23 protein-coding genes and 4 pseudogenes are annotated in these 22,036 nt (G+C 39.1%); 4 read left to right on the top strand and 23 right to left on the bottom strand.

The window, feature by feature from the left end:
• Positions 1-16 precede the first annotated feature (16 nt).
• Positions 17-748, top strand: coding sequence for a peroxide stress protein YaaA (yaaA, locus tag DYE66_RS01225; protein ID WP_002996148.1), 732 nt, complete (start codon positions 17-19; stop codon positions 746-748).
• 112 nt (positions 749-860) lie between these two features.
• Here the strand turns inward: yaaA and nrdG are convergent, their stop codons facing one another.
• The 4 genes and pseudogenes from nrdG to DYE66_RS01240 all read right to left on the bottom strand — a co-directional run bounded on the left by nrdG (position 861) and on the right by DYE66_RS01240 (position 2,642).
• Complete coding sequence (gene nrdG, locus DYE66_RS01230) at positions 861-1,460, bottom strand: anaerobic ribonucleoside-triphosphate reductase activating protein (RefSeq protein ID WP_002996102.1); 600 nt, start codon at positions 1,458-1,460, stop codon at positions 861-863.
• Positions 1,453-1,968 (bottom strand): annotated as a pseudogene (locus tag DYE66_RS01235) (GNAT family N-acetyltransferase). The gene nrdG and the pseudogene DYE66_RS01235 overlap by 8 nt, the downstream one beginning before the upstream one ends.
• Positions 1,969-2,204: 236 nt before the next feature.
• The gene (locus tag DYE66_RS10805; protein ID WP_019783800.1) at positions 2,205-2,342 is read right to left on the bottom strand and encodes a hypothetical protein; all 138 of its coding nucleotides are present in this window, start codon (positions 2,340-2,342) and stop codon (positions 2,205-2,207) included.
• Between the two features lie 21 nt (positions 2,343-2,363).
• Entirely contained in the window at positions 2,364-2,642 is a 279-nt protein-coding gene (locus DYE66_RS01240) for an IreB family regulatory phosphoprotein (protein ID WP_002996297.1), read from the bottom strand.
• A gap of 107 nt (positions 2,643-2,749) precedes the next feature.
• On the opposite strand from DYE66_RS01240, the pseudogene DYE66_RS01245 reads away from it, so the two are divergent.
• A pseudogene (locus DYE66_RS01245) lies at positions 2,750-3,602 on the top strand (IS982 family transposase).
• A 21-nt stretch (positions 3,603-3,623) separates the two neighbouring features.
• Here the strand turns inward: DYE66_RS01245 and nrdD are convergent.
• From nrdD to DYE66_RS01285, 8 genes and pseudogenes are all read right to left on the bottom strand, one after another.
• Positions 3,624-5,831: an anaerobic ribonucleoside-triphosphate reductase gene (nrdD, locus tag DYE66_RS01250; protein ID WP_002996131.1), complete on the bottom strand. Its 2,208-nt coding sequence runs from the start codon at positions 5,829-5,831 to the stop codon at positions 3,624-3,626.
• A 100-nt stretch (positions 5,832-5,931) separates the two neighbouring features.
• Positions 5,932-7,536, bottom strand: a complete 1,605-nt coding sequence (locus DYE66_RS01255) for a membrane protein (protein WP_002996161.1) — start codon at positions 7,534-7,536, stop codon at positions 5,932-5,934.
• A gap of 88 nt (positions 7,537-7,624) precedes the next feature.
• Positions 7,625-7,750, bottom strand: coding sequence for a hypothetical protein (locus DYE66_RS11080; RefSeq protein ID WP_002996119.1), 126 nt, complete (start codon positions 7,748-7,750; stop codon positions 7,625-7,627).
• Between the two features lie 348 nt (positions 7,751-8,098).
• Complete coding sequence (locus DYE66_RS01260) at positions 8,099-8,398, bottom strand: DUF1292 domain-containing protein (RefSeq protein WP_002996197.1); 300 nt, start codon at positions 8,396-8,398, stop codon at positions 8,099-8,101.
• 14 nt (positions 8,399-8,412) lie between these two features.
• On the bottom strand, positions 8,413-8,832 hold the full coding sequence (gene ruvX / locus DYE66_RS01265) for a Holliday junction resolvase RuvX (protein WP_002996242.1): 420 nt from the start codon (positions 8,830-8,832) through the stop codon (positions 8,413-8,415).
• Complete coding sequence (locus DYE66_RS01270) at positions 8,829-9,098, bottom strand: IreB family regulatory phosphoprotein (RefSeq protein WP_002996273.1); 270 nt, start codon at positions 9,096-9,098, stop codon at positions 8,829-8,831. The genes ruvX and DYE66_RS01270 overlap by 4 nt, the downstream gene beginning before the upstream one ends.
• A gap of 157 nt (positions 9,099-9,255) precedes the next feature.
• Positions 9,256-9,840 carry an SP0191 family lipoprotein gene (locus DYE66_RS10930; RefSeq protein ID WP_244914177.1) on the bottom strand — a complete coding sequence of 195 codons (585 nt, stop codon included), beginning with the start codon at positions 9,838-9,840 and terminating at the stop codon, positions 9,256-9,258.
• A 141-nt stretch (positions 9,841-9,981) separates the two neighbouring features.
• Positions 9,982-10,796: pseudogene (locus DYE66_RS01285) on the bottom strand (IS5 family transposase).
• Between DYE66_RS01285 and DYE66_RS01290 the strand changes: the two are divergent.
• Together DYE66_RS01290 and DYE66_RS10860 are read left to right on the top strand one after the other, a co-directional pair.
• Entirely contained in the window at positions 10,782-11,144 is a 363-nt protein-coding gene (locus DYE66_RS01290; RefSeq protein ID WP_044123939.1) for a MerR family transcriptional regulator, read from the top strand. The pseudogene DYE66_RS01285 and the gene DYE66_RS01290 overlap by 15 nt on opposite strands.
• 134 nt (positions 11,145-11,278) lie before the next feature.
• Positions 11,279-11,392, top strand: a pseudogene (locus tag DYE66_RS10860) (phosphomethylpyrimidine kinase); the annotation flags it as partial.
• A 173-nt stretch (positions 11,393-11,565) separates the two neighbouring features.
• Here the strand turns inward: DYE66_RS10860 and DYE66_RS01295 are convergent.
• From DYE66_RS01295 to DYE66_RS01345, 11 genes are all read right to left on the bottom strand, one after another.
• Positions 11,566-12,252, bottom strand: coding sequence for a 4'-phosphopantetheinyl transferase family protein (locus DYE66_RS01295; protein ID WP_002999636.1), 687 nt, complete (start codon positions 12,250-12,252; stop codon positions 11,566-11,568).
• 142 nt (positions 12,253-12,394) lie between these two features.
• Positions 12,395-13,351 carry an ACP S-malonyltransferase gene (locus DYE66_RS01300; RefSeq protein ID WP_115324801.1) on the bottom strand — a complete coding sequence of 319 codons (957 nt, stop codon included), beginning with the start codon at positions 13,349-13,351 and terminating at the stop codon, positions 12,395-12,397.
• Positions 13,352-13,517: 166 nt separating this feature from the next.
• Positions 13,518-13,754, bottom strand: a complete 237-nt coding sequence (locus tag DYE66_RS01305) for an acyl carrier protein (protein ID WP_002999553.1) — start codon at positions 13,752-13,754, stop codon at positions 13,518-13,520.
• A gap of 41 nt (positions 13,755-13,795) precedes the next feature.
• Positions 13,796-14,791: an electron transfer flavoprotein subunit alpha/FixB family protein gene (locus DYE66_RS01310; protein ID WP_002999493.1), complete on the bottom strand. Its 996-nt coding sequence runs from the start codon at positions 14,789-14,791 to the stop codon at positions 13,796-13,798.
• A gap of 21 nt (positions 14,792-14,812) precedes the next feature.
• A complete protein-coding gene (locus tag DYE66_RS01315; RefSeq protein ID WP_002999600.1) occupies positions 14,813-15,580 on the bottom strand; it encodes an electron transfer flavoprotein subunit beta/FixA family protein in 768 nt (255 codons plus the stop codon).
• Between the two features lie 18 nt (positions 15,581-15,598).
• Positions 15,599-16,738, bottom strand: coding sequence for an acyl-CoA dehydrogenase family protein (locus DYE66_RS01320; protein ID WP_002999698.1), 1,140 nt, complete (start codon positions 16,736-16,738; stop codon positions 15,599-15,601).
• Positions 16,739-16,751: 13 nt separating this feature from the next.
• On the bottom strand, positions 16,752-17,783 hold the full coding sequence (locus DYE66_RS01325; protein WP_002999546.1) for an HAD-IIIC family phosphatase: 1,032 nt from the start codon (positions 17,781-17,783) through the stop codon (positions 16,752-16,754).
• A 17-nt stretch (positions 17,784-17,800) separates the two neighbouring features.
• Positions 17,801-18,031 carry a phosphopantetheine-binding protein gene (locus tag DYE66_RS01330; RefSeq protein ID WP_002999702.1) on the bottom strand — a complete coding sequence of 77 codons (231 nt, stop codon included), beginning with the start codon at positions 18,029-18,031 and terminating at the stop codon, positions 17,801-17,803.
• A 30-nt stretch (positions 18,032-18,061) separates the two neighbouring features.
• On the bottom strand, positions 18,062-18,901 hold the full coding sequence (locus tag DYE66_RS01335; protein ID WP_002999654.1) for a 3-hydroxyacyl-CoA dehydrogenase family protein: 840 nt from the start codon (positions 18,899-18,901) through the stop codon (positions 18,062-18,064).
• Between the two features lie 20 nt (positions 18,902-18,921).
• Positions 18,922-19,689, bottom strand: a complete 768-nt coding sequence (locus DYE66_RS01340; RefSeq protein WP_115324803.1) for an ABC transporter ATP-binding protein — start codon at positions 19,687-19,689, stop codon at positions 18,922-18,924.
• Positions 19,690-19,706: 17 nt separating this feature from the next.
• On the bottom strand, positions 19,707-22,028 hold the full coding sequence (locus DYE66_RS01345) for an ABC transporter permease (protein ID WP_115324805.1): 2,322 nt from the start codon (positions 22,026-22,028) through the stop codon (positions 19,707-19,709).
• Positions 22,029-22,036: the final 8 nt, after the last annotated feature.

Raw genomic sequence — 22,036 nt, forward strand, 5'->3', positions numbered from 1 at the left:
ATTTTGAGGTCTTTCTATGAAATTCTTAATTCCCCCTGCTAAGGAAATGCGAGCCCAAGGACAAGGGGTTCCCCGTGAACTATCCCGTCCTAGTCAAGCCATCCTTGAAATTCTAGCCCAGGCCAGCCTAAATGAACTTAGCCAGATGTTACTGCTTAAACCAGAGGCTGCAGAGAAAGAGGCCAGAAGGTTTCTAGCTTTACAAGACAATCAGGCTCTCAGTTACCCAGCATTAAGGCTTTTTAATGGTCTTATGTATCGCCAAATTGACAGGGGCTTGACAGAGCTTGACAATGAATTTATAAGCAAACATATTTATATCACTACGGCTTTCTACGGTATTATCAATGCTCAAGCCGACATTGCCCAGCATCGTCTTGACTTTAATTGTAAAGTCAAGGTTGACGGCCAGTCACTAAAAAATTTCTGGCGCCCCTGTTATAACGCTTTTCTTGAGACCATTCTCCAAAGTGAGCCTGTCATTTCCCTTCTGTCTAGCGAGTTCGAATCGGTTTTCTCACCCAAGCTAACCAAGTCACTCGTCAGAGTTCTCTTTCAAGAAGAAAAGGATAGCCAGCTCAAGACCCATTCTACGATTTCTAAGAAAGGCCGGGGACAATTACTGAATCGGGTAATTAAACAAAAGATTGATTCAATCGAAGACTTGAAGGCCCTAGAGTTTTTAGGATTCACTTATCGTCCCCTATTGTCAAGCGACCACCGTCTAGTCTTTGTTAAGTCCACCTAAACAGGAGCCTATTAAGCCAAATTGAAAAAGCATAAAACTTTTGAGAGTTTTATGCTTTTATTTTTTAGCCCCTTAACCTTCTTGTCCCTCAATGAAGTATTGATGCCTTGAATTAAATCAAATCATCCCGGCTGACCTGCTCGAACCTGGTCTGTCCATCATTTAGTTTATCCCAGATGACTACTCGGTCTTGAGCCAGGGACTTTTTGACATCAATAATGCGTTGATTGGAAGACCCTCTAAACTGAAGCATCAAATTTTTCTTGGTAATATCAAAGCGACCATCAACTAGGATATCAACTAGATTCAGCAATTCCAACTTGTCTGGCGTTTCCAGCATGAGCTCTTCCCATGTGTAGCCCGTCCATGACCAAATATCTTTTTCTGGCAATTCCTTACGAATCCGTTTAACTAAGGGTAATAAAATTCCCGTATTGAGGAAGGGCTCTCCTCCCAGCAGAGTTAGACCCTGCACATAGGGTTGGGCCAAATCTGCCATAATTTGCTCCTCTAGTTCCTTGGTGTAGGGGATGCCTGCCCTAAAAGACCAAGTAGCCACATTATAGCAACCTTCACAATGAAACATACACCCACTGACATAGAGGGAATTTCTAACCCCTTCGCCGTCAACAAAATTAAAGGCCTTATAATCAATAATACGTCCTTGACTGAGCTCCTCAGCCTTCCATTCCTGTGGTTTTGGATTATTCATCTTTATCTCTCCCTACCTCTATCCAATAGCGTTCCACGCCATCAAGTATATTTCCTAAAAGGCCCCCATTAGCTAGAATGACGGCTCGACTGGCTGGGTTGTCGCTGTGGCAGGTTACAAGAGCCCGTTTGATATTCTTAGCTTAACAGACTTGTAAAGCTTCTGTCAACATCTCTTTAGCATAGCCCTTGCCTCTCTGACTGGGCCGAACCGAATAGCCAATATGACCACCGACCCTAAGCAGGGCCTCATTGAGACGCAGGCGAAGACTTAGAAAGCCCAGAGCCTGCCCCTCGTCAGAAAAAGCCACAAATTGGATGGCTGGAACCTACTTGTCTGGCAGACTTAAGCCTAGCTCAGTTTCCTTATTCCTCTCTAGCCAGGCCTGATAATCAAAGTTCTGACTGTCCCAAAAACCTCCTGCGTGTGGAGATTCTTCTGCTTGGAACTCTGCCATCAGGTCTAGCACGGCTGTCTTATCAGCCAGCTGAGGTCGTCTCAATTCCATATGTTATCCTTCGCCTTGAATAGTAAAGAGGCTGGGACAAATGTCTCAGCTTCGTTTATTTACGCAGTATTAAACGCTTGACGCAGTGGTTGATTGGAAGTCCTTATCCCTTGCTAGGCAGGGATAGGTCCAAGGGTCTGGGAGACCCTTGGAGAAAACCAAAATCAACTGTGCGGAGGTGGGACAACGAAATCAATTTGACGAAATACTGATTTCTGTCCCACTCTATACTTTGTCTATTTTTTTCCTTTTTGGGTCTGCTTCAAGAGGGCTTGCAGGCGTTCCTTACGGTTGGCCTGACCACCTTTAGAGTGTTTTTCGTGATAGCGCTCCACCTGAGCTTGACCCTTATAGTCTAACTGATACTTTCCCACAGCGAGCTTCCTTACATTTTCTTAGCGTGAAATTAGTGCTTTTTCCTTTAAGTAATATCGCACTAATTCATCTACAATTTCATCAGGATGATGCCGGCGAATATTATTTCGGGCATTATTATGACGAGGGATATAAGCCGGATCGCCGCTGAGAATGTAACCAACAATCTGGTTGACAGCATCATAGCCAATCTCATTTAGCGAGCGAGAAACCGTCATTAGGTCATCCTTGAGGGTTTTGCCCTCCTCGTCTAATTTGAAAAGAACAGTATCGCTGGAAAACTTCTTATCTTCTGCCATCCTTGCTCCTTTATCTATATTTTACCCGTGGTGCTAGTTAAAAAGTTACGAAAAAAGCCCAATTGGACTATACTGTAAGTGCAAAAATCAAACAGGAGGTTGTCCAAATGAGCCACTTACAGTATACCGCTAATTGTCATCACTTACAATATAAGGTGAAGCCATTGTCCAAGGTTCTATCAAAACTATTGTCCAGAAGCTATTAAGCACCGACATAATGTCAAATTAGCTCATGTCTCCGATGAGTCCCTCTTAACCTTACTTGTCCTACAAGCAGAACTGGGAATTAAGTCACAACATTACTTTTACCAGATGTGTCATCTATTTTGCTTGGAAAAGAGACTCAAAAGAAGTCGCTTCAATCGTCGATCCCAAAATCTGATTTGGCTCATTCAGTTGATTCGACAAGGCCTGAACCAACAAATACCAGCAGATTCCATTGTCATTATTGATAGCTTTCCCTTGCCTCTTTGTCAACCCGTTCGCAATCATAGGGTCAAAATCCTCAATGGGTTAGCGGATATTGGCTACAATGCTTCCAAGCAGATGTGGTTTTATGGCTTTAAAGTTCACATGTTAGTGACTTTATCGGGCTATATTTTGAACTATGTTGTCACGCCAGCCTCTGTTCATGATATCAGAGCTGTTGATGAATTACTTGAAAACTGTAGGCAACCGTTTATTCTAGGAGATTTAGGTTACCTTAGTCAGTCCCTTAAAGAGGAACTAAACAAGAGGGGCTATCACTTATGGACACCTTGGCGACAAAATATGCAGGGTTCAACTGAACACAACAACTGGAAGTTACTAGCCATGCGTAGAACCATTGAGACACGCTTTTCCGAGCTCTGTAGTTTGTTTGGAATCGAGCATACATGAGCCAGAGGTCTAGCTGGGATTCAGCTAATGCTAGAACAAATTATACTAACCTATAATCTGAGCTATTTTATTGTGAACTAGCACCACGGGTATTTTTTATCTTTAGTCCTCGTGTCGTCCAGGGCTCTTGATAGTTGAGCCATTCATATGTTTAACACGAGCGGAAATTTCCTTATGGCGACCGTTGACCATAGGACGGGCTTGTGGGTTTCCTAGGTAACCACAGGTCCGTTTAACGACATCCACAGTCTTAGGGTCAGTGTTGCCACAATTTGGACACATGAAACCACGTTCCGTTGGGGTGAAGTCGCCTTCAAAACCACACTCATAACACTTATCAATTGGGGTATTGGTACCCAGGTAACCAACACGGTCATAGGCATAATCCCAAACGGCTTCCAGAGCCTTAGGATTTTGTTGCAAGACTGGATACTCACAATAGTGGATAAAGCCACCTGAGGCCCCTAATTCAGGATAATCCTTTTCAAAATCCAACTTTTCAAATGGGGTTGGATTCTTGCGGACATCATAGTGGAAGGAATTGGTGTAGTATTCCTTATCGGTGACATCCTTGACTTGACCAAATTTTTCTGTATCCAAACGACAGAAGCGATCGGTCAAACTTTCAGATGGGGTTGAATAAATTGAGAAGTGGTAATCGTATTCATCCGACCAAGCCTCAACCAATTTCTTCATTTCTCGAATAATGTCCTTAGTAAATTCCTTGGCTTGGGGATTATGCTCCCATTCACCACCGTAAAAGACGGTTGCGACTTCGTAGAGACCGATATAACCCAAGGAGACTGTCGCCCGACGATTCTTAAAGAGGTCGTCAACATTACCAGTCTTGCTCAGGCGTTTGCCAAATGCTCCGTATTGGTAGAGGATTGGGGCGTTAGCTGGACTGGCTTCTTTAACACGACCGACCCGATAAACCAGGGCATCCTTGGCAATTTGCATCCGTTCTGCAAAAATATCCCAAAACTTATCCATATTTCCTTGGGATTCCAAGGCGATTCTTGGCAGGTTCACGGTAACGACTCCCAGGTTCATCCGGCCAGAATTGATTTCTTGGCCATTTTCATCCTTCCAACCTTGAAGGAAAGAGCGACAACCCATAGGAGCCTTGAAAGAACCTGTCAAATCAATGATTTTATCATAGGAGAGAACATCTGGATACATGCGTTTGGTGGCACATTCCAAAGCCAGCTGCTTAATATCGTAGTTAGGTGCCCCTAGTTCTAGGTTAAGTCCCCGCTTGAGGGTGAAAATCAACTTAGGGAAAATAGCTGTCCGATGTTCGCTACCCAGACCCTTGATGCGAATTTGCAAGATGGCCCTTTGAATTTCCCGTTCAAACCAGGAAGTTCCTAATCCAAAACCTAGGGAAGTAAATGGGGTTTGACCGTTTGAGGTAAAGAGGGTATTGATCTCGTATTCTAGACTTTGCATGGCATCGTAGATGTCCTTCTTGGTCTTAGACCGAGCATAATCCTCTTGCTTGTCCTCAGCTACCCATTCCTTGGCATCTTTGAGATGCTTTTGGTAATTGAGCTCCGCATAAGGAGCCAAGAATTCATCAATCCGGTCAGCTGTACAGCCACCATATTGGCTGGAAGCTACATTGGCAATAATTTGAGAAATCTGGGCAGTCGCTGTCTGAATAGACTTGGGACTTTCAACCTCAGCATTACCAATCTTAAAGCCATTGGCCAACATACCCTTGAAGTCAATCAAGCAACAGTTGGTCATTGGCGTGTAAGGGCTGTAATCCAAATCGTGGAAGTGGATATCCCCCTTTTGATGAGCATTAGCGACATGAGGCGGCAACATTTTCAGACCGATGGACTTGCCAACGATACCAGCTGTCAGGTCCCTTTGCGTATTAAAGACATCGCTGTCCTTATTGGCATTTTCATTGACAACGGTTTGGTCCTTGTTAATCAACTTATCAATGGTAAAGTTGATGTCTGTCGCTTGCGAACGAGCAAAATCCCTTTGCGTACGGTAGTTGATGTATTCTTGGGCAATGGCATACTCATTGGCATTGAGCAATTCATGTTCAACAATGCTCTGAATTTCGTAAATCTTGATATCTGCCATAAAGCGGTTGGCAATTTCAGCTACGATTCGGTCACAAATCCCCTTGAGCTTGACCTCCATCAAAGGAGACATGTGGGAGACATTTTGGCTGGCCTTAATCAAAGCTTGATAAATCTTGTCGCTATCAAAAGAAACGTGACGACCATCACGCTTAATAACAGTAATTTCAGGATCAGTTACGATAAATTCTTTTTCTAGTGTAATCATTCTTTCCACCTCGGAGACCATTATAACACAAGGCAAAAAAAAATCAATATGTTGTGGTGGATTTTTTAACAACCACAATATATTGATTTTATAGATGAAATTACTTCTTCTGATAGATGAGGAAGTGCTCAGCATTGTCTAAAGAAATTTTCTTATAATTAGACCTTACAACCCGGCTAACCTCCTTAGGAAGTTTTTCCGACTTATTCAAAACGATATACCTAGCATTTCCTTGTAAGATGTCATCATCGCGTTTTTGACTATTGTCCTGAGTGCTGGTGTTGACGACAGGATTTGGAAATTGAGAGGCCGACTTAAGACCAGTATCAAGGTAAATCTTTGAGGACTTATCCCAGACATAAATAATCGATTGATTACTAGTGTTAGCTTTTAGATAGTCAGACACATTTCTTCGCTCACGGTTAACATTAACCGATAAGATACCCAGAACAATTGGCGTAGCAATCCCAAGCACCATCACCAAGAGGGGAAGTTGGAAATGTCTCCGAGCGAAACTGGCCCAGTAACCTCCCTGGGACTCATGAGTCGTGCGTTTGCGCCGATGCGCTCCAGCGACTTCTTTAGTCTCGCCTTCTGTCCCATCATCCAGTCGATCGTTAATGACTAGGGAGGTCAAAATCAAGCCAAAGGGCAAGGCCAAGAGCAGGGTGAAAACATAGTAGGTCTGCACAAAAATTCCTAGGATAAGACTGATAATAAAGGCAAAGAAGGAGAGCCACTTAACCGTTTTAAATTCTAGAATACGACCAAGGTGGCCAAAGAATCCCAGAAAACCTAGGAGGAGGCCAGAAGCAGCCAAGACCAAGAGTTGGTAGGGCAGGGTAATAAGAAGAGAATCACTCCCTAGAGCAAAGACCTTAAAATTATAAAAGAGGGCCTGGGAGACATATTCGGATAAATTCCCCATATTTAGGACAAAGAAACCGACCGTATAGTAAACTAGAATGGCTCCGAAGATCATGCAGAGGAGCTGGTAGAAGCCACGCGCAAAGTGGCGTTGGAGAAAATTATAGATGCCAATAATAATAAAAGACAGGACCCAGAAAATTAAGCTACGTGGGTCAATCAGGGCTGCCAAGGTTCCGAAGAAGCCATAGATAATGAAGGCCTCATCATTAATGTGGCCTGCAAAATACTTGGTCAAGAACCAGAGGGCATTGAGCATGAAGGGATAGGCCCATTGAATGGGGTAGAGACCACCAAATCCTAGAGCCAGGTTGAGAAGAAAGAAGATAGCCGTGTAGGTCATCCCCATTTCAGTCTTCTTGGTCAAGAAGCTAATAATTTTATAGAAATAAATTCCCGACATGTAAAAAGCAAGGAACTCCACCAGCATTAACCAGATACTGGAACCTAAAAAATAAGCTAGGGCAATCAAGGCATAGTAAAGGAAGCCGCCCGTCGCAAAAATGTCCTGATAGGGCAAGTGTCCCTGGCTCAGCATTTGCCCTGTGTAAAGGTGAAGCATCTGAGTTGGATTGGCAAAATCAGTCAGCAAGGGATTGACCACCGAGGTCAAAGCCATGACCAGACTAAATAAAAAAATGTAGAAGCGATGACTGCTGTCAACCGCGATACTGTAGGAAGTCTTTCCTCTGGACTTGCTCGTCTGATCGTCGCCTTGCCTGACTGAATCAGCCTGTCGACGGCTATAAGTTGTCTGCTCTTCTTGTTTGTTTGCCACTATCGTTTTCTCCTTGATTAGAAAGCTATTGAGAAGTTCACTCCAACACTTGCTCTTGTCTAAATAATCCCTTCTAGTATATCAGAATTTACCCTTTAGTCAATTTTCTAAGGATGGCAACATAGGTCAAAAGGTCTCTAAACCGGTGTAGTCTCTGCTTGCGATAAAGAGCTAAAAATTTCTGCTCCATCAGTGTCGAATCTTTTTCCTGCATAGCTAGTCCTCCACCTATTTATTCGTAAGGCCCTTCGAAAAATAAGATAGGCTGGAGTACAGACATCTAGTAAATCGAGAAGTCTACTTGGTCAAAATCGAACTTGCTAGGTCAGAAAGTAACAGATTTTGATTTTTCTTGAGTATCATTGAGTGTGAGTATAAATAAGCCTAGTTACTCTCACGATGAGACTAATACTCAATAAAAATCAAAAATAGCCAAGGCAACGAACTGCAGGCAGTACTTGAGTACGGCAAAGTGAGTTAACGATGGATAGTTTTGATTTTTGAAGAGTATAAAAAAACTAGGATAGACTCAAGGTCTACCCTAGTTTGGAAATAGTTGCTTTTATTCTTCATCCAGGAAGCTGTTGAAGACTTCCTCAATCATATCCCACTCAGCATCTGAGTCTTCAGGGATTGGTTGCAGGTCGCCTTCCGTACCATCTTCATTTTCTGTGAAGGAATAGGCTTGAATTTCAATCTCGCCATTATCATCCTCTTGCGCACCAGATGGTACCAAGAGCACATAATTTTTACCAAATTCTTCGCGACCATCAATGGTCAAAAGGATTTCAAACAAGGTCTCGTTGCCTTGTTCATCAACCAGGGTAATAACCTCATGATCATGATTGTGTTCGTGTGCCATGTCTCTTCTCTCCTCTAAAACATACGTTCTAAATAATTTTGTAGAATCAGTTGGGCTGCTAGCTTATCAATGACCTTTTTACGCTTGCCCCGACTGACGTCAGCCTGCTCAACCAACATCCGCTCAGCTTGAACAGTTGTCAAGCGTTCATCTTGATAGTCTACCGGAATATCAAATAATTCAGCAATCTTTTCCCCGTAAGCCTGACTGGCTTCAACACGAGGACCGCTGGTGTTATTCATATTCTTTGGTAGACCAACAACAAACTTCTCGACCTTGTACTGCTTGACCAATTCCCCCAGGCGCTGGAAACCAAAATCTTCCTTGGCTTCATTGATGGGAATAATCTCTAAGCCCTGAGCCGTAAAACCAAGTGGATCACTGATAGCCACCCCAACAGTTTTCGACCCGATATCTAGTCCCATCAGCCTCATTGAACGTCAATCCCGTTTCCTTTGAGGTAAAAGCGAACCAGTTCCTCAACAATTTCATCGCGTTCGTACTTGCGGATTTTATTGCGGGCATCATTATAGCGAGGGACATAAGCAGGGTCCCCACTTAAAACATAACCAACAATCTGATTGATTGGATTATACCCCTTATCGTTTAAGGAACGGTAAACGGCCGTCAAGGTTTCACTAATTTCTTGTTTACTTCCATCATCTAGATTGAAACGGACTGTTTCATCTGTAAATCCCATACTTGCACCCTCTTTCTATTATGAGCAATTTGTGCTATTATATCCTATTTCCCCTATCTTTTCAATGAAAAGTCACCCTAAAGTTCTACTTTGGGGCAACTTTCTTAAGTCTCTTTCAGATTTGAAAGGGAGAGATCTTTTCCAACTCCAGAATGTGTTAATTATCGACCTTTTTTGCACCTGATTGGGCTAGCTTTAAAATATACTCGAGGGGGGTATTATTTTTGACTGCCGTAAAACTAATGCCCAGACCACTCTTTTGTGAAAGCTTGTTCACATCTGCCTTAGTCATATCAAAATTGACATCCACCTTGAGATGGTAGTCTTGTGACAGATCAAGGTTGACGGTTACCCCAGGGGTATTCTTCAAATCTTGGATAAAGCTATCCTTTTCCCATTCCTCCATGACGACCTGCTTGACTTCATTAAAATCGTGGCCTTCAGCTGCCTTCTTAAAATCATCAGACATGGGCTCGTCAATATTGAGTTTAATGGACTTATAGTTATCCCCGTCGTAATCAATGGTTTGCTTAACTGTAGCCGTTACCCCGTTATCCTGAGTGGTGTACTGCATGGTCTTCTTGCCAGAGACACTCTTGACCTCATGTGAAAATTCCTTCTTTTTGGTTTGGCTAGTTGAGTCAGACTTGGAACTTGAGCTAGGCTGACTTGCCTTGGAACAAGCAGCTAGGCTGACAAGCAAGAGTGAGGCCGCCATGAGGCTATAAATTTTTCTTTTCATGATTGCTCCTTAATATCTTTTTCTTCATGAGAAGGCCAATGTCAGGGCCTGAGGCCAACTATCACAGCAATATTATAGCTTATTTTAAGGCTAAAAAAAAGGGCTTTCGCCCTTCTTTTTTATAATAGACTTGTTCGGAAACTAGTTCATCTCGTAATTGATAATGCCGCAAATCAACTCAGCTCTTAGTTCAAATCGTTTTCTCCGATTGCGATAGGGCTGAGCCATGATTTGAAATGTCTTGAACTTGGCATTGAAATGCTCTATGGCAATCCTTATCCCAGCTATCTCTTTATTCAGTTGCTGCTCTGCTTCTGTTAAACGATGATACTTGGAGTTCTTGGCAGGAATAAAGGTGTTCTCATGAAAATTTAAGATGCCTAAGTAACCTAAATCAACAAAAGCAAGGATTGTTTCTGGCAAACTATAGCCAATACTTTCTTTGAAAAGGGTAAAGTCATGCGTATGCCCATCCGCAAAAGCCAACTGGCAAGCACAATGGGTCCTTAAATTAAGGAGCACTTGTGTTTTTAAGGTGTGTCGTTTCTTTTTACCAGAATAATGTTTGCCTTGGTTTTTTGGGGACGTTGAATCGGACTCTCCATCACATCAATAGCGACAGAGGCACTTGGGGCTTCCAAATGATCCAGGTTAAAACTGCCAGAAGCACGGAGGGTGTCCTCTACCCATGTTATGGTCGCATTAACCGTAGCGACACCGACCTCAAAATCAAAGGCAAGCAGTCGCTGAGTCGGATAATAGCGTAAATAGCGCAAGGTCATAATGAGCTGGTCTTCCATACTTAGACGGCGTGTTCGTCCGCCTTTCTGATGCTGGGCGCGATAGGCTGCGTTGAGGTGTTCCAGCATCAACTGGAAGGTGGACTTTTTGACGCCAATTAATAATTTAAAATTTTCTGAGTTGAGCTTTAGAGCTTTTTCATATACGGTTGTCATGGTTTTAGTATACCACTTTTGGTTTCCGAACAAGTCTATTATGAAAATGAAGGTCTGCTCAAACCGCAGAGAGATGAGAACAAACGAAGACATTACTCAGAGGCAGATTATCGCTGGCTGCTGTTTATTCTGCGTTTAAAAGCTGTTGGCATGCCTATTAAAGAAATTAAGCAGTATTCTGACTTGCGCCAGCAAGGAGACAGCACCTATCAAGCAAGATTGGAACTGCTGGAGGAGCACCTGCAGATTTTAGATGACAATATCCATTCTCTGCTGGATAATAGAGAAAAACTGCTGGAAAAAATTGACTTTTACAAAAAAGAACTGGACAAAAAGAATTCAAATTAATATTGCAATGCTATCAAAGGCCTTTCATTGTGATATAATCACAGATAGTTAGTAAAAGAAATCTGAGCTTGATAAAGAGGCGATTCTATTACAAAACTATATTAAAGGTTTAGAAACTGAACTTTCCCTCATAAAGAGACATTAGTAAGAACTTGCCTGACTTAATCAAAGAGGAGTTAGCAAGTTGGATTCTAGAAACCAAAGAAGCCAACCAAGTCTATAAACTTGCCAGCAAATTTCTTAAATAAATGAGTGACCTCTTTAATTCAACCAGACAAAACGTTGCTTTATGCAAAAACAAAAAGTTTCCCCCGCTTGATGGGAAATAGTTCAAAACAGAAATATGTTAGAGAACAAGTCTATTATTTTATTGTCTGCTTGACAGGAGCAGTTTCTAATTTTAAATAAAACTTTTTTCTATTTAATAGAAGCCATCTAGAATTAATGTGATAAAAGCATCTATTTCAGTCTGGCAAACTTTTCTATTATAATAAGACCCTTTAGCATAGCCGCATTCTGAACAAACATAATCGTCATCCACAACAAAGGAATCAAATTGGGTTTGGTATGGTTCTTGGACTTCCGTAATGATTTTCTTTTTTAAATCTATTGAAAAAGAGTCCATACCTTTGCTAAGGCCTATACCTAGATATTTTACATAAGCCTCTTTTATAGTCCATAAAATAGCCTTTTTTTTAGGACTATTTTGACTCCAGTGTTTTTCATATTCAGAAAAGACTTTTTCACCCACTAAATCCCAATTTTCCTTTTTATCTTCAACGTCTATTCCAATTTGTGACTTTCCGACAGCTACTACTACCCATTCCCCTGAATGGGAAATATTAAAATTTAAATTGTGGCAATTTTTTAAAAATGGCTTGCCATATTTATTGTAACTATAAGCAATATCTATTACTTTTCCTGTGTATAAATAGACAGTATATTTAAGAAGCACTTCTGCTATTACACATCTGATTTTATCCTCTAGACGAAAATATCTAGCAGCCTTATACCTCCTTTCTTTGGTGATAGCTCTCTTAAGAAAGTCATATCGCTCATTGTTAATTTGCCCTACATTTAAACACAGAATTAATGCTTTGGGGGACATAGCACTTTAATCTCCTTAGAAGTCTTTTTATTCCTTTTAATCTTTTAAAGTGGCTCTATAACGTCTGGTAAATCCTAGATAAGGTTAACAGGCGAAGAGATCTTCACGGTTTTCTCTAACTCCACTAGTTGACAATGAGCCTTTAACGTGTGGGTGATTTCAGCAGATCTACAATTTTTGTTTCTTCTTCGTCAAATGCGTAAACCTCGCAGCTGCTGTCACTTTCCAATACTAAATTTTTCATGATAGAGCTTGGACCGATGTCCACTAAAAAATCATAGCCATAATTCATCACCATTTTCATAGTCTTATTCCACAAGACTGGAGAAGACATTTGTTGGATTAACAGCTCAGGAATCTCAGAGGAGCTTTTGATAAAATCTCCGTTTACGGTTGATAATACCGGTATTTTCAAATCTTTAAACTGCAGTTGTGAAACATAGTCTTTTATGCAGCTGTCATAATTTTTCATTAATTTAGTATGATAGGGTGCGCTTACTTTCATGGGAATCATCCTAAAAGGGATGTATTCGCCGCCTAATTTTGCTACCTCCTTATCTAGATTTTTTTCAATTGCAGAAACTCCTGCTACGATAAATTGTTTGGGAGAATTATATCCTGAAATAGACACATAGCCTAGCTGATTTAACTCATTAAGCAATTTAGCAACATCTTCTTCTTTTAAATCAGTGATAAGACCTGAAAATCCAACTTTTTCACCTGCCACTTTATCCATTAATTCAGCCCTTTGTTTGATAAATATCAGGGCTGCTTCAAATTCAATCCCCCCTGCGCAGACTAAAGCCGAAATTTCTCCTAAACTATGTCCTACTACTGCTTTTGGGAAAATACCGCATTTTTCCATAAAATCTAAAAACATCAGGTAACTTGTGATAAATACTGCCGGCTGTGCTATAGGAGTTTGAGTTAAAGTACGCAAATGACCGCTATTAATTATTTCCCAAATATCATACCCCAGAATCTCCGAAGAGCGATTAAAGAGTTGTCGAGCACTTTCTTTTTCTTGATATATGCGCTGGCACATATGAATCGTTTGTGCTCCTTGTCCTGGAAACAACATAGCATAGTTTACTTTCATAAAAACCTCTCTTCATTTTAAAATTCAACAAAAAGCTCATTAAGAATAAACCGTATCAATATCTTGTATTTTTTAACGAAGTCTATCTACTACAATAATCCGGTAATTCCATAACATAGAAGACGTGAAATGTTAAACGAGATTAGTTCTAATAATATATAACAAACTAAATCAAAGTTAAAAAGTAGGCAGCTAAATCTGATATGCATTTATATTGAAAGATTGCCGCTGGATTAATTTCAACGTTTAACTTTTTTCTCATCTTATTTATGACTTTCAGAGCTTGTACCGAAGTGATGCCTAATTTAAAAAAACTGGTGTTTTCATCAATATCATCAGCATCACAGCCGATAATCTCTGCTAAAGTCATTTTCATGTAATTAATTAACTGTTCTTTATCCAATTTTACGATCCTTTCATTATTCTAAACAAGCAGCAATACCATTATAGAAGGGCAGTTCCTGGTAAAAGATTATTAAGTTCCTGTATGATGTCATAGGCATCAGCAACAACTGCATAATTGGCATAATCAAAAATAGGGGCAGCCGGATCATTATTAACGGCGATTATGATATCAGAATTTCTCATTCCAACCAGATGCTGACTTGCTCCCGAAACACCAAAAGACACATATAGCCGGGGAGAAATACTTTTCCCAGACTGCCCTACTTGTCTGCTGCTGTCAATTAACCCTTCTTCAACAACGGGTCTTGTTGCTATGACACCGGCGTTATATTTTTCCGCTAATTTATTGATTCCGCTTAAACATTCCGGTGAAGATGCTCCTCTTCCTACGCAAAATACAGTTGAAAAATGATTAATGTTAACTTCCTCATTGTTAGATGGAAGATAGCTACTCTCTAAACACTCTTCTTCAACATCCCAATGTTTATCATTTGGAACAACAGGCTGGATAGTCATATCTTGAACAGGAGTGACTTCATTTATTTTAAAGACACCTTCCTTGATCGTTCCCATATTTATATCGCAATTAATTCCGATAATTTGTGCAACAACAGAATCACTCATTGCTGCCCTTGAAAAAATATAGCCTTTTTTATCATCATATACGGCATCAATACAGTCTGCTGTTAGACCTATCTCCAATCTTGAAGACAAAGTGGCTGCTATCGTTTTTCCAAATTCTGTTGCCTGAAACAACACTAATTGAGGACTGTCCGTTATCATTATTTTTTGGGCAAGATCGCAGTAATCCCAATTTTTAAGTTTATCGGCAGTTCCGTAATATAAGACATCAGTACCATATTTAGCAAATTCAGCAGTATCTATCTCATCTGTACTATTTATAAATAAAACACAAACTTGATGACCGCTCTCCTCGCTAAGTTGATGTGCTTTAGAAATCATCTGTTTCATATGATCGGAAAAGCCATTTCCATAATCACATACCACCAATATTCCACCAGAATTTTTTGACATCAAATAACACCTCCTAATCTCTCAATGTACCAAAATATCTCTAATCTTTTGAGCAATTTCAGTTGTAGTTCCCTCTAATACAACCTTATCCTTCTGCTTATCAAAACGCTTGCTTGTCTTTCTGACTTTTGTTCTAGAACCTTTTAAGCCACATCTACTGATATCAGCATCTAAATCGTCAACGTTTAGATAATGAATGCTCTTTTTCTTAGCCCTTTTTATCGCTATAAGACTAATATCATCCGCTTTTAGTATAAAATTATTGTATCTGACGATAACGGGCAGGTGAGTTTGCATGGTATAAGTTTTATCAGTATCACTCTTTCGGTAGGTGATTTTAGAATCTGTTAACTCAATAATGTTATCAGCCCGAATAATTCTTCTGATACCCAATCTTTCACCTAATCCTTGTGGAACCTGTCCCGTTTCACCATCAATAGATTTAACGCCGCATATGACAGCAATGACATTGTCAAACTGTTTAATTGCCTGTCCCAAAATATAAGCGGTAGCTACTGTATCAGAACCAGCAAACAATCGATCGCTGATTAGATAAGCATCGTCTGCTCCTAGAGCAAGTGCCCTTCGTAAAACACATTCAGCGCTCTTACTTCCCATGCATATACAGATAATTTTGATATCAGCATTGGTTTGTTTTATAGAAACCAGATTTTTTAAAGCCATGCTATCATATGGATTCATCTGAAAGGGGTCTTGTTCTACTTGATTAGGCATTTTAAATAAGGCTTTGCTAACCGGTTTCAAGCATAAAATAATATTTTTAGTCATTTTGCAACCTCTTTCAATTTACCAACTCATGACTTTTGCCATCTCATATATAGTATTTCTTTGCATTTCATTAGTGCCGGAATAAATTGTACTGGCTAAAGCATCTCTGAGCTCTCTTTCGATATCATACTCTTTTGTATATCCATAAGCCCCAAATATTTGCAGAGCATCACGGCATGTTTTAATATAGTTTTCACTGACATAAGTTTTAAAAATAGATACCTCTGCATATGCCATTTTTTGATGGTCTTTCAACCATGCAATTTTATATAACATCAACCGTGATAATTCAATGGCTATTTTCATCTCAGCAATTTTATGGGAGATTGATTGGTTATCACCGATACTTTTGCCAAATTGTTTTCTCGTTTTTGCTTGTTCTATACAGTCTTCCATTACTCTTTGCATAGCTCCAACATGCGGCGCAAATTCAAAGCACCTTTCCCACTCGATTGCCTGGGTCAAAATTGTACTACCAGATCCTAATCTCCCTAAAATATTCTCCTTAGGGACTTTAACATTTTCAAGCACAACTTCACTGGTGGGGCAGGCAAGCAGACCCATTTTATCAATATTAGGACCTACTTTTACCCCTTCAGATTCTCTATCAACAACAAAAGCAGTTAGTTTTTTAGCAGGCTCTTGTTGAGTTACTGCAAAAACAATAAAAATATCTGCAATAGGTCCATTTGAAATAAACATTTTACTTCCATTAAGAACATAATGATCCCCTTCTTCTTTTGCCGTTGTCACCATGGCAAAAGCATCGGAGCCTGAATTAGCTTCAGTGATAGCTATTGCACCTTTTTTCTCCCCTGTGACCATAACTGGTATATACTTATCTTTTAATTCTTTTGAACCATGTAAATAAATAACATTTTGAGAGACCCAGACATGATTATTAACAACAAAGATAAAACCGTTATTTTTACACGAGTAGCCAAGTGCCTCATATACCGTCGCTGCAGTTTGGTAATTCTCTGCTAACCCTCCATATTCTTCCCCAATATTCAATCCAAGTAAACCAAACTCAGAAATTTTCTTCCACATTTCTTCACTGTATTCTTCTAAATATTGTTCATTATTTAGATTTTCTTTAGCAAAATTGGTGATTTCTTTTTTATATTCCTTTTGTTCTTGCGAAAGTGAAAAATCCATATTTCTATTCTCCTTATTCAACAACGACATTGACGTAAGTAGGTATACTTCTTTCTTGACTCATATCAGCTTCTAACATCAAGACATCATTCTCGTTTTTGTCAATTTCCTTAAAACCATTAAATTTGTATGTTATGTACATAATTCTGTTCCGAACGGTCGGGACAAATTGTGCTCGTACTTTGACTCCTTGCTGTCTAGCCTCATTGCAGATATGATTCAATAAGATATTTCCGACACCTCGCGACATTACCCGACAAGACATAATAAGCAGCTTGATTTCCCAGATATCTGCGTACTTTTCAAACAATGCCAAGCCGATTGTCCCATAACTGCCATATTTATCATCAAGTCTTGTAACCAGCACCTCATATTTATCATCAGTAATACAATCGCAAAGTTCATCATAGCTATAAATATAACCTGTGGAATTTAACTGATGCGTTCTTACCGTCAATTCCTCAACGCGCTGAAGGTCGCTTTTCTGTGCTTTGCTAATTATGAAATTCATACTTAAAGAGCTTAAAAACGCCTCTTGATTGCCCGTAAATTCTTTTTCAACAGTATTTCTTTTAATATCATTTTGATATAATAGTCTGCGATTGTGAGAATCAGATGTAAGAAATCTAGGTTTCATACAGTCCATATCTAAAATCTTATCTAACCGTTCAGCATCTATGACTCTCACTTCAGGATAGGCAAATTGAACCTCCTCAAGTTCAAATGGCTGATCATCTATAAAAGCTAAAGTATCACTACCTATATTGATACTTTTAGCAATTGTTTGAACTGCTTGTGATTTAGGATTCCAGCTTATTTGTGGATAAATAAAATATTCCCATAAACCAAATTCTTCTAACTTTTTCCTAGCTATATCATAATCATTTTTACTGCTGATAGATTGAAGGATGCCTCTGTTATCAAGTTCTCTAATGATTGTTTTTATGTTATCTTTCAGCGTGACCTGATCCGACTCTGCCAGTATGCCTTCCCATATTGTATTATCAAGATCCCAGATAACGCATTTTACTTTTTCAGCATTCATATAATCACATCCTGTTGTCAAGCATTAACTTTCTTTTCTAAAAGAGCAACAATAGAATTGATATCCTTAAAGTTTTCAATATCCAATTCTTCATTTTCGAAGTTAATATCATAATAATCCTCAAGAAAACTTACTAATTGCATTGTGAATAATGAATTAACAAGTCCCGTTTCAAAAATATTATCGTCATCGTCAATTGTGCTTTCGTCAAAATATTTCCCTAAGAATTCTCTAAGTGTTTTTTTCATTTTGTTTTCCTCCGTTAATCATCCATAACATTAATAGCGATAAAAGCCTTTTTTATTCTTTTTGCCACAGTGACCCATTTCAACTTTTCGACGAATCAATGGGCATACTCTAAATTTTGGATCCTCATAGTCTTTATATAAAACTTCCAAAGAGTCCTTTACTGTATCTAATCCTATTAAATCTGCGGTTTCCAACGGTCCCATTTTATGACCAAATGCTTTTTTGAAAATATTATCAATCTGTTTAGGATCTGCTACGCCTTCATATACTAGGAAAGCCGCCTCATTCATAAATAAATGTGACAATCGGTTAGATACAAAGCCTGCACTGTCATGGACAGCTTCAAAGTCAATTCCGACATGAGCTAATAGTTCAAAGACTTTCTCTTGTGTGTCCTTTGAAGTCTGGCAACCCAAAATAACTTCGGCAAAGTTTTTTACTGGAACTGGATTCATAAAGTGAACGCCAATTATCTTATCTGGTTTTCGGGTGTAAGAGCCTAATCTTGTAATCGGTATGCATGAAGTATTTGCTAAGTAAATACAATTATCACCAACTACTTCGTCTACTTGTTTATAAACCGATTTCTTGGCTTCTTCTTGTTCAACGATATTTTCAACTATAAAATCAGCCGTTTTGAGGTCTGAATAGTTACTCGCCACTTTAATGTTTGCTACAATATCGTCTTCATTCAAGGTTTTATCGAACATTTTTTTCATTTTTATGCTTCTTGTAATGTCGGAAATCACCTTACTTGCTACTTTATCATCGTTATCAAGGATAATGACTTGGTAACCATAATTAGCGAAGCGCTCCGCAACACCTTTGCCCATTACACCCGCACCTATAATTCCTATTTCTGGTTTCATTCTTATCACCTCCTATCCGCTCAAATCTCTATTTCGGACATAATGTCATTAATCTTATTTTTTCTATTAGTAATAGACGTTTGTGATTTGTCCCACGGTCCGAGAAATTCTTTTCGGTAGATGACCCCATCTAATAAAAACCATACCTGATTAGCCTTGGCAGCTACTAAAGGGTCATGCGTAACAAGCATGATAGTACTTCCTTTGTGATTAATGTCAACAAATAAATCCATGATTTCTTCTGAAGACTTAGAGTTTAGCGACCCCGTAGGCTCGTCTGCAAGAACTAGTTTAGGATCATTCATAAAACTGCGGCATATACTGACTCTTTGTGCTTGCCCACCAGATAAAGACATCGTATCCCTATCTGCTAATTCAATAATTCCAGTTAATGTCATCAATTTATTTGCTTTATCAGCAATAGTCGTATCTACTTGCTTATTGAGCACAGAAGCTGCTAATATGATGTTCTCTCTTACTGTTAAAGAATTGATTAAATGCGGTTGCTGGAAGACGTAGCCAAATTTACGCAATCTTATATCTGCCAGTTCTACCTGACTTAGCTCACCGATATTTTTTCCCTCAAGAATGATATCACCGCTTGAAGGCTGATCCATACCGCTAATATTATAGAGTAGCGTTGACTTTCCCGAACCAGAAGGTCCCATAATTGCTATAAAATCTGCTTTTTCTACATCAAAACTGATATCATTAAGAACATTTGCCGTTTTTTGCTTACCGTCATCAAACTGTTTCCTTAAATTTTTAACACTTAATATTGTTCTCATTATTATCTTCCTTTACACTATTTTTGAATAAGTTTTATGCCATTTAGCAGATTGCTAGACAGGTATATAGTAACTATTGCCACTACTAGTATACTCATTGGGAACAAACCATAAACAATAAACGGATTGCTGATAAAGATTATCTGAGGAGCTCCCTGAGATGCTGCAAATGCACTTACTAAAGGCTGTCCCGCTATAAGCACTAAGGCAGAACCAATAATTAATCCAATAAACAGCGGAATGATTATACGTGTTCTGTACTGAGATCTGATGTCACTGTTTTTATAACCAAGAGCTTTCATAACAGCAATATCTGCTTTGTATCTAACAATCAAAGTTCTCATAAATATGGTAATTGTCAGTATAGTGACCAGAATTGCAATGATAATAGTTATCACAGTAATTAGGCTAAACTGTGTGATAATATCTCCCATACTTTGATTAACATATTCAGAAATATCCGTTACCTTTCCATCTTGAAAATCAGATTTTAATTTTTCTTCTACTAACTGTTTTTTCTTTTCCGATGAAACATTAACGTTGACAACACTTCTGCTGACATCGGCATTGGAAATGCTGCCAATAGACTTGGCGCTTTTCCCGCCGTTTGTAATATCTTGATAGATGCCGCTTACTTTATAAGTGTATGCATGATCTGATATTGTAAAAGTAATCTTATCACCAACTTTAATGCCTAAATCATTTGCCAGTAAGTAGGAGATCGCTATTTGATTTGTCTTTTTCGGAAGGCTACCCGTTATACAGGACAGAGAGAAAATCGAATAATCGCCTGTTTCAAAATTTACTGTCACCGGTTTGCCATCAGAGTTGTCAGTTTTGGCCAAGTAAGTATTGAAAACTTGATAATCAGTAATAGCATCATCATTAGCAAGAGCTGACTTTACAGTGCTCTTATCAACCCCTCCTTGCTGAAAATCAACCCTGAGATCAGATGAAGCTACTCCCATGTAAGACGTGAATTGACTTGATTTAAGAGTGCTTGTAATCTGAACAGGCAGCAAAACTAGAAAAGACAGGGACGTAAAGATAAGAAGAAGAATGATATAAGGCCTCTTATAACTTAGCAGGTATTTAATACCTAGTTTAAAATTAGCCCAAGCGCTACCTCTTCCAAATAAGGAAGGACGCCTGATGACTTTATCGCTGGAAATTTCATTATTATCTTGCAGTGCTTTAATAGTGTTGACTTTCTCAATTTTTTTGATACTCTTTCGGCATAAGAGAACAATGATGCCGCCTATAAGGACAGTTGCCAATATTTGGAGACCATAATCAATAATTCCTTTATCAGCAACTCCCATATATCGTTCAAGATTCCCTTCTACTGCTGGAGTTAATTTGAAAGATAGGAGGTATCCGATAGTACAGCCAATCACAGTAATTAATGAGTACTTGATAAAGTAAATACTCTCTATATACTTATTAGGAATCCCCAGTCCTTGCATGATAGCAATATCCATATAGTCCTGATTGATACTTGATAGCATCGCAAATCTCACGCAAAGTACTGAGATAATAACTAGGAATACCACAACCACCATCAGCAGGGAGGCTGTCAGTATATCTGTCAAACTATTTAAAAGTTTCATCTCAGAATATGTAATAGTAGCCCCGCTGGAAGGCAATTTTGCGTCCCGATAGGCTGTTTCAACAGCATCAATGTCGTTCGTATCTTTTACACGAAACTCTATTAAATATTCTAATGTTCCAGTTTGACGAGCGACCTTGTCCCAATCCTTCTGATTGACCAATATACGCTTTGATGTAACAAACGAGGAATTCATCTCGGAATCCTTGACAAAGTCTGCAATTTTAAAGCTAATATAATCACTTCCGACTTTTATCTTAATGGAATCTCCAACTTTAAGATTATATTTGATCTTATAATATACTGGAACAAGAGCTTGTCCTTCTTTAACAGAAGCGACCTTGTTTTTTGAATTCAGCAAAAAATCAAATTGACTGTTTTGTGCCACCAAAGCACAATCTATGAGACTGCCACTTTCATTACTTCCATTATTCTTAATGTATAAATCTTTGCCGGCAATATTTAGCATATTGACAATCTCATATTTCTCAACAGAGTTATTGTTTTTGGCAAATTTCTTGACAGCATTTTCATCTAAATTTCCAGAATGCATCTGCAAAAGATGTGAAGTCTTTGCTGCCGCACTAAATGTATTAAGCGAATTGTTTAGTGAGTATAAAAGATTTGTTGCTGATGCAAATAGTCCAGAAGCCATTGCAATAAAAACAATCAGTGTGATACAGATAATTTTACCTTTTCGTAGTTCTTTCCAGATGATTCTTTTTTTCATAATATTTT

The sequence above is a fragment of the Streptococcus downei MFe28 genome (assembly GCF_900459175.1).
GTDB classification, from domain to species: domain Bacteria; phylum Bacillota; class Bacilli; order Lactobacillales; family Streptococcaceae; genus Streptococcus; species Streptococcus downei.